Source organism: Paenibacillus sp. GM1FR (genome assembly GCF_002803315.1).
Classification (GTDB): domain Bacteria; phylum Bacillota; class Bacilli; order Paenibacillales; family Paenibacillaceae; genus Paenibacillus; species Paenibacillus amylolyticus.
Genome location: NZ_MKZL01000035.1, coordinates 1 through 10971 on the forward strand (window position 1 = coordinate 1; position 10971 = coordinate 10971).

Genomic DNA, 10971 nt, shown 5'->3' on the forward strand with positions numbered 1-10971 from the left:
TGACGGTGGTGGGGATGGTACGAGTGAACAGTTCATGATTGACTGCGGACCAGACTGGAGATCACAGATGGAGGATCAGGGATTACGTATGGTGCATACGCTGCTCATCACTCATGCCCATTTTGACCATATTGGAGGATTGCCGGAATGGGCGGATGCATGCCGCTGGTTGGGTATAAAGGGGCGTTTGTATGCACCACGCGAAGTGATTGCTACCATTCAGGGACAGTTTCCTTGGTTGGGTCGTCATATGGACTTTCTGGAAACGGATGATGATATTCAGCTTGGAGGATGGAAGGTGCATTCATGGAAGGTCTGCCACGGTAAAAACGGTTATTCCTATGCGTATCGACTGGATCGAGACGGGTATAGCTGGGCGTACTGTTCAGATGCTATTGACCTGAAGACATCCGAAAAAGAGCCATTGCACGGACTGGATATGCTGGTCCTTGGAACAAGCTTTGTGCATGAGCTTGCGGAATTCTCAACACGTTCCGTGTACGATATGCGTGAGGCGCAGGAGCTGCTGCGGGAACTGAAGCCAGGTCATACCTATTTTACACATATGTCTCATGACGTCGATGTACGGCAGAATTATAATCTGGATCAAGGTATTACGATTGCCCTTACCGGGATGAAGGTGCCGCTTGGAACATTAAAGCTGGAAACGAATGCGTAACTCAACTTAACTAGCGTAACAAAAATAAATTCAGAAGAGCGTATCCTTTACAAGGGGTTCTTCGTTTACATAGTGTAAGTCAAAATCAATCAGGAACCAGCAAAGGGGGGCCCCCAAGATGGCCTTTGTGAAGTCCGTGGATTGCAGAATCAACAGACCACATGATGATGGTGAACAAGATAAATTCAATATTGAATTCAATGGCAATGACAGAAAAAATCAATTGAACCCAAGCATCCATACCGTACTACCCGATCTGATGGGTTCGTTGTATGCGTATTGTCTATCTCTGACGAAATCAGTTCCAGACACGGAGGATCTGGTTCAGGAGACCTGTCTCAAAGTGTTGTCGTCGAGAGTGGTTGGAACTTCCGGGATGAATAGAGATATAAACTGGGAAGCTTATCTGATTCGTATTGCTCGCAACAGCTGGATTGATATCTTACGTCAGCGGGAGAGATTGGCTTATAAACTGGATAGCTTGAAGCCGCTCCTACACGAAATGGAGGAGGAAAGGCGATTCGAGGAATTGGAGTCTGCCGTACAACTTCTTGTAAATAAGCTACCACCGTGGCAGCGAGTGATATATGTATTACGTGAATTAATGGGTTATAGGGCGGCAGAGACTGCGGAAATGCTGGATACGACAGAAGGTGCTGTGAAAGCAGCGTTAAGTCGTGCACGCTCTGCCATAGCTGAAGTGAGGCACAGGTTGGAACAATCGGACGCTGAATTGCAGTATGAAGAAGGCGCAGTGGAGGACAATCGGGAGGAACTGCGCAGCTATCTGCTGGCATTTCGTAATGGGGATACAGCCCGAATCATTGATCTGTGCCTGAATCGGACTGATGATCCGATGGCTGTGGCGGGGACGATTTTGCAGCAGACTTTGCCGTCTCCATCCACGCAGCCAATGATGTACGGGTACTCCACTTCTGGCATGAACTCGATGTCGTATGGAGGAGGATACACGGTCAACATGGTTGCCTAAACCGAGGAGGCGACACATATGAATGTAGTACCCTATGTAGTGGAACAGACAGCTCGCGGAGAGCGGAGTTATGATATTTATTCACGTTTGCTCAAAGATCGGATCATTATGGTGTCCGGAGAAATTGAGGATCAGATGGCAAATGCCATCGTGGCCCAGTTATTGTTTTTGACTGCAGAGGACCCGGAAAAGGACATCCAGATGTACATCAACAGCCCTGGTGGGTCGGTGACTGCGGGATTCTCGATCTATGACACGATGCAATTTGTGAAGCCGGATATCTCCACGATCTGTACAGGTATGGCGGCAAGCTTTGGCACGATACTGCTGGTCGGTGGAACAAAAGGTAAACGTATGGCGCTGCCCAACAGTGAGATTATGATCCATCAGCCACATGGCGGTACACGAGGGCAGGCGTCGGATATGCTGATTCATGCTAACCGCATCATTCAGCATCGTCAACGTCTTAACAAGCTGTTAGCCGACCATACAGGACAGTCAATTGAGCGGATTGAGAAGGACTCGGATCGAGACTATTTCCTGACCGCTGCGGAAGCAGTCGAATATGGATTGGTGGATAAGGTCATATCCAGCACATAACATTAGCCTGGGAGGTCATATGACCTTTCGGGCTTGATTAATCAAGAGGACGAACAGGAAACTGACGTCCTCTTTTTTGTCGTCCAAATTAGCCAGTCCACGTCTATGGAATGATTCAGAATGAGAACAATCTGAAATAAGGATTGACCATCGGTAGGTATAGTGTATATATTATATATACACACTATACCTACTGAAAACTACGTAACATCAATGAGGTGAGGAAAGATTAACATTTTAATATCGAATGCTTCGAGCGATCCGATCTACATGCAGATTCTAACTCAGATCAGACAGAGCATCTTGAGCGGAGAATTGGTTGCTGGAGATAGTCTTCCCTCCATTCGGCAGCTCGCCAAGGATCTGCAAGTCAGTGTTATTACAACTAAACGTGTCTATGAAGAGCTGGAGAAGGAGAAACTGATCGATTCAGTTGTAGGCAAAGGGAGCTTTGTATCCGGAGCCAATCAGGACTTTATTCGAGAGCGGCGGATGAAACAATTGGAAGAGAAGATGCTCGAAGTGATTCGTGAGAGCAGAGAACTGGGCATGAGTTCACAGGATGTAATCCATCATCTTACATTGTTGGTTGAGGAGGAATAAGCATAATGAACGCGATCGAATTACGTAATGTAACCAAAACGTATCCCTTATTTAAAGTAGATAATGTATCTCTGGATGTGAAAAAAGGGTATATCACGGGACTTATTGGTCCGAATGGGGCGGGAAAGAGTACTTTGATCAAAATGATCACGGGTCTGATCCAGCCCGATAAGGGGAGCCTCAAGACATTGGGCAGTGAGATGCCAAATCAGGAAGTTGATATCAAGCAACGCCTTGGCATTGTGTCAGATGAATGCTTTTATTATGAGCATCTAACGATCCGGGAGATGACACAAATGATCGCTCCTTTTTACACCAAATGGGATAATAAAGCGTTCAATGACTACTTGGATCAGTTCGAACTGTCTCCCAAAAAGAAAATCCAGGATCTGTCCAAAGGCATGAAGATTAAGTATTCTCTCGCCGTAGCTTTGTCGCATGAAGCGGATCTGCTGATTATGGATGAACCGACATCCGGGCTTGATCCTGTGTTTAGGCGGGAACTGCTTGATCTGCTTGCAGATATGATACAGGACGAAACAAGGAGCATTATTTTCTCAACGCATATTACGACGGATCTGGAACGTATTGCAGACTACATTACGTTTATTCATCAAGGGAAACTGGTGTTTAACGAGGCAAAAGATGATGTGCTGGAAAGGTATACGATTGTAAAAGGGGATATGGGTCTGCTTGATTCCGACATTCGGAAACATTTCATCGGAATACGCGAGACAGCCGTTGGTTTTGAAGCATTGTCGGATCATAAGGCAGAGGCCGAACAGTTATTTGGAAGGTTAGCTCTTTTACAAAGACCTACGTTAGAAGACCTCATTTATTTTACGGCGAAGGGAGGACGCAAATATGCTTAACTTGCTTCGTAAAGATTTCATTGTACTAAAAAGTTCACTGTGGACGATTGGGTTATACCTGGTGGTATTTAGTCTCGCCTTTATACCTAAGAGTGAAATGTCAATGTATTTTGTAGGCATCTACACAGCCTTTGGTTCGGTCATGCTGGCAACCATGATTGATATCAAGAACCATAATCACAATTTCCTGGTCACACTCCCCGTTAGCCGCAAACAGATTGTAAAAGCCAAGTACCTTTCTGCTATAATCTATACGTTATTCGGGGTACTCGCGTCGTTTGGGATTCACCAGCTTGTGAACCTGAATTATCCTGAACTGAACAAGCCGAATTATTCATTTAGGGATATTGTCATTTCCATAGGCATGGTGCTTGCGCTGGTTTCCATATACATGCCTCTTTTCTACGGGCTTAGCAAAAAAGGAGCTGGTATCATCAATGCGATATTCATGGTCTGCATGATTATACTGGCGCAACCCGTTGCGTACCTCATGAGTATGGCCAACGAGAACGGTATGATTACCACAACGACAATGGCATCGGTTTCTGTAGGCATTATAGGTTTGTTTGTAGTGTCTTATCTTATTACGATCCGCCTGTTTGCAAGAAAAGACCTTTAAGCACAGAGCGGGTGCAGGTAGAGAGTATAGAACACCAAAAGTAAAGTCGCCACAAGGCGACTTTTTTGATGCAGCAGGGTGAGAGGGCAAATTACACTTGATATTCTTCGGAGTGACGTCAGTTCCAGGAAATCCAAACCTTACATTTCTTTAGTTAGGGTAATGAGCCTGCTCATGCCTTCCCGAATCTGCTGCTCATGTGCATAAGAGAAGGACAGGCGCAGCTTGCGACTGGCTGAATGATCCGAAGAATCAAATACGGTTCCGGGTACAAAGGCAACGGATTGTTCCATGCATCGGTGAAGCAGTCTCCCTGTATCCACACCCTCAGGAAGCTCTACCCAAAAGTTGAGTCCGCCCTCCGGCCGGGTCCACGTCCAGTCCGTTTCCAGCAGAGATTGTTCCATCACTTCCATCCGTAGCTGGATGGCGGTCCGCAGCTTGGACAGATGTTGATGCATGCGTTCTGACTGAAAATAACGGAGAAAAAGCTTCTGGTTCAGAAGGGGCGATCCGTTATCTGTCAGTGATTTTACAGCCTGTAGTCCTGGCATGAATCGCTGGCGGCATATGATGGCTGCAATCCGTAGCCCGGGTGCAACATACTTGCTGTAACTGCGGATGTACAGGGTGTGTCCTGTGGTGTCGTAGGTGAAAATGGGTGCAGGAGGTTTCTCCTTAAAATAGATATCATAGGTGCTATCGTCTTCGAGCAAAAAACATCCATACTGTTCTGCTAGTTCAGGTAACTGCTTGCGCTGTTCTACTGGAACGTTAACGCCGGTTGGATTATGAAAAGTTGGCGTCGTGTAGAATAAGCGTGGTTTCTCCGATTTCATCAGATGTTCGATCTGCTCCAGATCATACCCATCCGAGTGAATATCCGTAAAGATCAGACGAGCGCCTTGTTTGCGAAAAATCTCCATTGCTGGTCCATACGTAGGGCGTTCCATCAACACCCGATCTCCGGGTTTGACCAGCGTCCGCGAGATGACGTCAATCGCTTGCTGGGCCCCCGAAGTAATGAGCACTTCGTCTGCAGAGAGATAGAAGCGTTCTTTTTTCGTTAGATGGCTTGCCAGCGCACTTCGCAATTCCAGATCACCCTGAATCGTGGAATACGTTCCGAGCAAACGGGGATATTGATCCAGCAGATCACGCATTAGTTCACCCCAATAACGGTTGGGCAGCAAAGAGGGATCGATTAACGATTTGGAAAATTGGTATTCTGCTTCAAGGGACTGTACTCGTGCAAGTGAATCCCAATGCAGCCAGGCAGACACGGCGGGATCATCCGCCTGATCCGTTACTGAGAATGGAGTCGCTGGGCTGACATAATAGCCAGACTTATCCTTCACATAAACATTCTCACGTTCCTTTAACTCCTGATAGGCTTTGAATACGGTCAGACGATGTACGCCGAGTAGCTCGGACAGGCTTCGTACAGATGGCAGTTTTTCATGTTCGGCCCACTCTCCCGCTTCTATACGTACAACGAGATAATGGATGACTTGCTCATATAATTTCAGGCTGTTATCTGTCATCATCATGGTTCTGCCCACCCGGCTCACACTCCTTTTGAACTCTATTGTAACAGCTAATGGGAGAAAACTGTTCTGTTTTGTTCATTCTGTTCTGTAGACCATGAGATATGATGGAGAACAGATAAAGGAGTGGTTATCATGGTGGGGATTGCATTTACGGTCATGTGTCTTATTTTCGGTACAACATTTCTGGCTATTAAAATTGGAGTAGAGGCAGGCATGCCGCCTTTTCTGTCAGCAGGATTGCGATTTTTAATCGCGGGAGCGCTGATGTTTGCATGGATGAGGATGAAGGGCAAAGTGAGCTGGTCGCTCCTGTTCCGCAAGGAGATGTTGTTAACGGGAGCGGGGCTGACCTTCGGCACATTTGCCACATTATATTGGGCTGAACAGCATGTGAGCTCGGGTGTGGGTGCCATTTTGTCAGCGACAGGGCCTTTGATGATTATGTTGATGCAGACGGCGCTGTTACGGCAAAAAACATCTGCCCGTATGATTGTGGGCTGCCTGATCGGGTTCACCGGTGTGGTACTGGTTGTGTTGCCAGGTGTATCGCTTGGTGCAGGTTCCCTGTTTATGTGGGGCTGTATCGCGGTACTGGTAGGGGAAGTCTGTTATTCAGCAGGTGCATTGTACTCCAAAAAGGTCATTCATCAGTTCAAGGAGGCTAGTCCTGTAGCGATCAATGCGGTGCAGATGATGTATGGGGGACTGCTGTTATCCCTGCTCTCGGTCGGAACGGAATCGTGGAATATGTCTGCTCTGGACTGGGTGCCTGCCGTCTCGTCGGTGATCTATTTGACTGTCATCGGCTCCATGGTGGGGCATAGTCTGTTCTATTGGATTATGTCGCGTACCAACCCGCTGTTTCCAGCAACATGGTTATACATTTCACCACCCATTGCCGTAGGGCTTGGTGCTGTTGTCTACGGTGAACATGTCAGCTGGGTTACGTGGATCGGTGTGGTGCTGGTTGTTTCAGGTCTGCTGGCGATGAATGAGAAGGTGAGCGGCTGGTTGAAGAAAGGAAAGCGTGCGAGGATGACAGTGCAGGCTTCCGAATCTGTTTTAAAATAGGTAAAGTTTGAAGGTATGCAGCTCAATCTCAAAATCAGCCATTGATTTTAGGTTGAGCTGTTTGTTATTCCAACATGATGTTCTCGTTAACCAGCAGGTAGTAATATTCATCCATCTGTTCTGCCGTAACATTTTCTTCAAAATGTTGTATCCACCACGTCACAAGTAAACGAATCACCCCCGAGTGAAACTCGGCTACCAGTTCTATGGGAAGTGAAAATTGTTTACCTCTTCTCTTCAATTCCAGAAAATCCCGTCTGAATATCTCTCCGATATAATGTATGAAAAAGTTGTTAAACCCCTCATCTTTCTGCTGGTTCTGCACAATTGTCTCCAGTACATTTCCGAACAGCATTTTAGATACGCTTTGCAAAGGCTGCTGTAACCGGTCTTCTACATTCATGTGTAAATAATCCCGAAGGACCCAAGTTAGGGTGGTGGACAGCAGAGCAAATTTATCCTTGAAATGTTTGTAAAACGTTGTTCGGTGAACCATAGCTTTGTCACATATCTCATAAATTGTGATGTTGCTGAATAGCTGGCCTTTCTCACATAACAGATCGAGTAGCGCCATCGTTAACAATTTATGAGTTCGGGTAACTCTCAAATCCACCTTTTTATCAATCATTTTCATCTACATCATTTCCTTATTGTAGTTTAGCTATATATTATCAACAAAATGATTCTTACATGATACGAGATTCCAAGTGTATATTGGTATTATAAGTAATTTTTTGATAGCGCTACAAGTGTAGATAAAATATGATGGATTAGAGAGGGTGAAGTGGCGATGTCCGAAATGAAAAAAGCTGTGGTGATCGGGGCAGGTATCGCAGGGTTAATCACTGCAAGGATGTTATCTGATTATTATGATGAGGTATGTATCATTGAGCGAGATGAATTGCCTTCTGAGCCGGCAAATCGGCAGGGTGTGCCTCAATCCTTTCATCCACATCGTGTATTACCGCGCGGCGGACTCATTCTGGAACATTACTTTCCCGGATACAATGACGAATTGGTCGCGCTTGGTGCCATTCCTTCGCATGAAGAGAAAATTGTGATTGCCAATCGCTATGGTACATTAGTCAATAAGGCGAATGCCGCTTCCTCATTCAAAATTGCATCGAGCAGCAGAGCACTGCTGGAATGGGTATTGTGTCAGCGAGTACAAAGCATAGATCATATAAGCTTCTTAACGAGTACGGAAGTTACGGGGTTAATGGCATCAGAAGATCAGCGTTCGATTACAGGCGTGTATACCAAAGAAAGAGGTCGGGATAATCGGGAAGCAATGCTTGCAGCAGATATGGTTATTGATGCCGCGGGACGTTCTTCCAAATTGATCAGATGGCTTGAACAGATAGGGTTGTCCGTGCCTGAGCCGGAAGTGCTGAAGGTGTCTCTTGGTTACAGCACCCGCTATTATAAGATACCATCCTCTATTCAAAATGATTGGGGAACGGTGATAACAGAGTCCGATCCTGTGCAAGGAACTCGTGCAGGCATGTTGTGGCGCATTGAAAATGATATCGCTGGACTATTACTGTTCAACGCAGGAGGGGATGAATATCCTCCAACCCATCCGGATGAGTTTCAAGAGCAAATCAAACATCTGTTTGCTTCGGATGAAATCGTAGCGTTGGCAGAACAGCTGGAGCCTTTTCAAGGACCGCGTGGATACCGTATTTCCGAGTCTGTCCGTCAACATTTTGAACTGATGGAGAATTGGCCCTCCGGGTTACTCGTCCTTGGCGATGCATTTTGCAGCTTCGATCCAATCCATGGCCAAGGCATGACGGTTGCTGCAATTGAAGCCGAGACCATAGCGAAATGTTTGAATGAGCAGCGAATGCATCCTGAGCCGCAGTTTGAGCGCCAAGTGTTGCTCCGTATGCAGCAGGCCATTGAACCGGCCTGGTGGCTTAGTTCTGTGGCCGATCTGCGTTGGAAAGGGGTCGAACATGTTGGGCCTTCCCGAATGAAAGGAGTTACTTTTGCTCAGAAGTATATAAACTTGTTTACTAAGCAGGCGATGAAAAAGGCGAGTCAGGAAAATAATAAACATCTCTTTTTTACCCAGTTCCTGATGAATGCTCTAATCCTTCCTCCAAGTGAATACTTTAAAGGTGAAATCCTGAACATGATCCTGAACGACAACGGTTCCGAAGAAGAAATGGAGTTAAGAGCAGAGCTTGGTGTCCAAGATCCGGAGTTATTCCAGCAAAGAATAGATGAGATCATTCCGTCATTTCAACTGGAATTTGATGGGCAAATAAAAAAACTGCTGGAGTCTTTCCAGCATGCCATGAGCAAGTAAAACAATAAATCGTGGTGCGTGAAAGTAGGCAAAACATGAAACGAATAATTTTAAATTTCATAGCTAGCATTGTCATCTCATTCATTGTATTTTTTATTGTTTTGTTTTTTGCCGATGTCCCAGATACAAATCGTGTCATCTTATCTATGGCGATTACGATTTCACTACAATTATCCTTGATTACTGCATTGTTGCTCTCAAAACATAAAAAATAACAGAAAAATATACCTTATATAATCGTTTAAACAGGATAATGAACATATTTTTAAAATTAAAAAAACAGCCCTGCACGGCGAAATTCGCCGACTGGGCTGTTCGTTGATCTTATTTACTCTGCGTTCAGCACAAACTTCTCGATAACTTCTTTCACGCCGTCTTCGTTATTACTTGCCGTAATGTAATCCGCCAGCTCTTTCAGGGCAGGGATGGCATTTCCCATCGCTACACCAAGACCAGCAACTTCGAGCATCTCATGGTCGTTCCAGGAGTCGCCGATGGCAATACACTCGCTGAGCTGGTGACCGAAATGGTCAGCCAGGAAGGTCAGGGCGTGGCCTTTAGTTCCTTCATTGTGCATGATCTCCAGGAAGTAAGGTTTGGACTTTGTGATATGCACTTGAGGTCCGAGCAATTCACGCAGGTCAACGGCAACCTTATCCAAGTAGTCTGGCTCATCGATAATAAGCAGCTTTGGTGTTTTTTGTTCGATGACTTTGATGAAATCAGATTCGATGTAATATTGGGTGCCGTTTAATTTGGCATAATCACGCAGCTTGTCGTTTTCCTCACGGGCATACAACTTGTCGTCAATGTATGTTTGCAGGTGGAGATTGTTCTCCAGGCAGTAATCATACAATTTGCGGGAAGCTTCCTGTGGAACGTAGCGCTCATAAAGTACTTTTTCGTCCAGCAGGTTTTTCACCAATGCGCCTTGATACGTGATGATCGGAACGTTAAGTCCGGTTTGACGAGCCAGCGCTTGTGCGGAAGCATAAGCACGTCCAGTCGCCAGCGTTACAGTTACACCATGGGCAACTGCTTGTTCCAGTGCTGTCTGTGTAGCAGGGGTTACTTCCTTGTTGTCGTTGATCAGTGTGTCATCAATATCGATTGCAATCAATTTGTAGGTCATCTGTGTTTCTCTCCTTTTTTTATCTGTATCTATACTAACGAACGAAAAAATAAGTTTTACACGAGGCCACTCCTAATACAGATTCATCTTTCGATCGCTGTTATCCCCGGATTTTTGATTCCATTCCCCAAGGGAAAATCCGTTGATAAGCGTATGCTTCCGATGTAGCTTTTTTCCAAAAAGCTTTAAGCGAACGCTTCGCTTCTCCCGATGAATTCTGTCTTCTCCGTTAACGTGTAATCTTAGACTTCGTTCTAAAACTATACTTACATCTAAATCCTACTCTTCCAAAAAAACAAGGCCAATAAAGTCTTCCAGCTCAAGGTTGCCGAAGTAATGTTTTACATCCAGGCCCTCAAGTGCAGTACGCACCTCGGTTTCCTCATACCTCTTGCCGCGCAGCATATTTTCGATATCCGCCACATCGCCTACACCGAAGAAGTCGCCAAAGATTTTGATATCTTCGATGCGTCCATCCTTGATGTTCATGCGCAGATCGATGATGCCTACAGGGAATTTGCGAGTGTGCTTCACATT

Annotated in this window: 12 protein-coding genes; 8 read left to right on the forward strand and 4 right to left on the reverse strand. The window is 45.7% G+C overall.

What is annotated here, in order from left to right:
* The 6 genes from PAEAM_RS22190 to PAEAM_RS22215 form a co-directional block, all read left to right on the forward strand.
* A partial coding sequence (locus PAEAM_RS22190; RefSeq protein WP_100529017.1) for an MBL fold metallo-hydrolase occupies positions 1 to 679 on the forward strand: 679 nt, incomplete at its 5' end.
* A 118-nt stretch (positions 680 to 797) separates the two neighbouring features.
* Positions 798 to 1670: an RNA polymerase sigma factor gene (locus PAEAM_RS22195; RefSeq protein ID WP_100529018.1), complete on the forward strand. Its 873-nt coding sequence runs from the start codon at positions 798 to 800 to the stop codon at positions 1668 to 1670.
* An 18-nt stretch (positions 1671 to 1688) separates the two neighbouring features.
* Positions 1689 to 2270 (forward strand): ATP-dependent Clp endopeptidase proteolytic subunit ClpP, encoded by a 582-nt coding sequence (gene clpP / locus PAEAM_RS22200; protein WP_036610761.1) that lies wholly within the window; start codon positions 1689 to 1691, stop codon positions 2268 to 2270.
* 228 nt (positions 2271 to 2498) lie between these two features.
* Positions 2499 to 2873 carry a GntR family transcriptional regulator gene (locus PAEAM_RS22205; RefSeq protein WP_036610760.1) on the forward strand — a complete coding sequence of 125 codons (375 nt, stop codon included), beginning with the start codon at positions 2499 to 2501 and terminating at the stop codon, positions 2871 to 2873.
* A 5-nt stretch (positions 2874 to 2878) separates the two neighbouring features.
* Positions 2879 to 3745: an ABC transporter ATP-binding protein gene (locus PAEAM_RS22210; RefSeq protein ID WP_036669112.1), complete on the forward strand. Its 867-nt coding sequence runs from the start codon at positions 2879 to 2881 to the stop codon at positions 3743 to 3745.
* Positions 3738 to 4364: an ABC-2 transporter permease gene (locus PAEAM_RS22215; RefSeq protein ID WP_100529019.1), complete on the forward strand. Its 627-nt coding sequence runs from the start codon at positions 3738 to 3740 to the stop codon at positions 4362 to 4364. Before PAEAM_RS22210 ends, PAEAM_RS22215 begins: the two co-directional genes overlap by 8 nt.
* Before the next feature lie 140 nt (positions 4365 to 4504).
* On the opposite strand, the gene PAEAM_RS22220 is transcribed toward PAEAM_RS22215, so the two are convergent.
* Complete coding sequence (locus PAEAM_RS22220) at positions 4505 to 5926, reverse strand: aminotransferase-like domain-containing protein (protein WP_243391437.1); 1422 nt, start codon at positions 5924 to 5926, stop codon at positions 4505 to 4507.
* A 120-nt stretch (positions 5927 to 6046) separates the two neighbouring features.
* On the opposite strand from PAEAM_RS22220, the gene PAEAM_RS22225 reads away from it, so the two are divergent.
* Positions 6047 to 6985: a DMT family transporter gene (locus PAEAM_RS22225; protein ID WP_036669117.1), complete on the forward strand. Its 939-nt coding sequence runs from the start codon at positions 6047 to 6049 to the stop codon at positions 6983 to 6985.
* Positions 6986 to 7049: 64 nt separating this feature from the next.
* Here the strand turns inward: PAEAM_RS22225 and PAEAM_RS22230 are convergent, their stop codons facing one another.
* A complete protein-coding gene (locus PAEAM_RS22230; protein ID WP_100529020.1) occupies positions 7050 to 7619 on the reverse strand; it encodes a TetR/AcrR family transcriptional regulator in 570 nt (189 codons plus the stop codon).
* Between the two features lie 156 nt (positions 7620 to 7775).
* Here PAEAM_RS22230 and PAEAM_RS22235 point away from each other — a divergent pair, with 156 nt between their 5' ends.
* Positions 7776 to 9302 carry an NAD(P)/FAD-dependent oxidoreductase gene (locus PAEAM_RS22235; RefSeq protein ID WP_100529021.1) on the forward strand — a complete coding sequence of 509 codons (1527 nt, stop codon included), beginning with the start codon at positions 7776 to 7778 and terminating at the stop codon, positions 9300 to 9302.
* A 328-nt stretch (positions 9303 to 9630) separates the two neighbouring features.
* Here PAEAM_RS22235 and PAEAM_RS22240 read toward each other — a convergent pair whose 3' ends face one another.
* Both PAEAM_RS22240 and PAEAM_RS22245 read right to left on the reverse strand, forming a co-directional pair.
* Entirely contained in the window at positions 9631 to 10434 is an 804-nt protein-coding gene (locus tag PAEAM_RS22240; RefSeq protein ID WP_062833159.1) for a Cof-type HAD-IIB family hydrolase, read from the reverse strand.
* A 279-nt stretch (positions 10435 to 10713) separates the two neighbouring features.
* Positions 10714 to 10971, reverse strand: a 258-nt coding sequence (locus PAEAM_RS22245) for a lipoate protein ligase C-terminal domain-containing protein (protein ID WP_279303102.1), incomplete at its 5' end; no start/stop codon positions are given.

What these genes read in the sequence shown, in the direction of transcription:
- PAEAM_RS22195 (WP_100529018.1), top strand. Translation starts at nt 798, where the DNA reads ATGGCCTTTGTGAAGTCCGTGGATTGCAGAATCAACAGACCACATGAT.
- clpP (WP_036610761.1), top strand. Translation starts at nt 1,689, where the DNA reads ATGAATGTAGTACCCTATGTAGTGGAACAGACAGCTCGCGGAGAGCGG.
- PAEAM_RS22210 (WP_036669112.1), top strand. Translation starts at nt 2,879, where the DNA reads ATGAACGCGATCGAATTACGTAATGTAACCAAAACGTATCCCTTATTT.
- PAEAM_RS22215 (WP_100529019.1), top strand. Translation starts at nt 3,738, where the DNA reads ATGCTTAACTTGCTTCGTAAAGATTTCATTGTACTAAAAAGTTCACTG.
- PAEAM_RS22225 (WP_036669117.1), top strand. Translation starts at nt 6,047, where the DNA reads ATGGTGGGGATTGCATTTACGGTCATGTGTCTTATTTTCGGTACAACA.
- PAEAM_RS22230 (WP_100529020.1), bottom strand. Translation starts at nt 7,619, where the DNA reads ATGAAAATGATTGATAAAAAGGTGGATTTGAGAGTTACCCGAACTCAT.
- PAEAM_RS22235 (WP_100529021.1), top strand. Translation starts at nt 7,776, where the DNA reads ATGTCCGAAATGAAAAAAGCTGTGGTGATCGGGGCAGGTATCGCAGGG.
- PAEAM_RS22240 (WP_062833159.1), bottom strand. Translation starts at nt 10,434, where the DNA reads ATGACCTACAAATTGATTGCAATCGATATTGATGACACACTGATCAAC.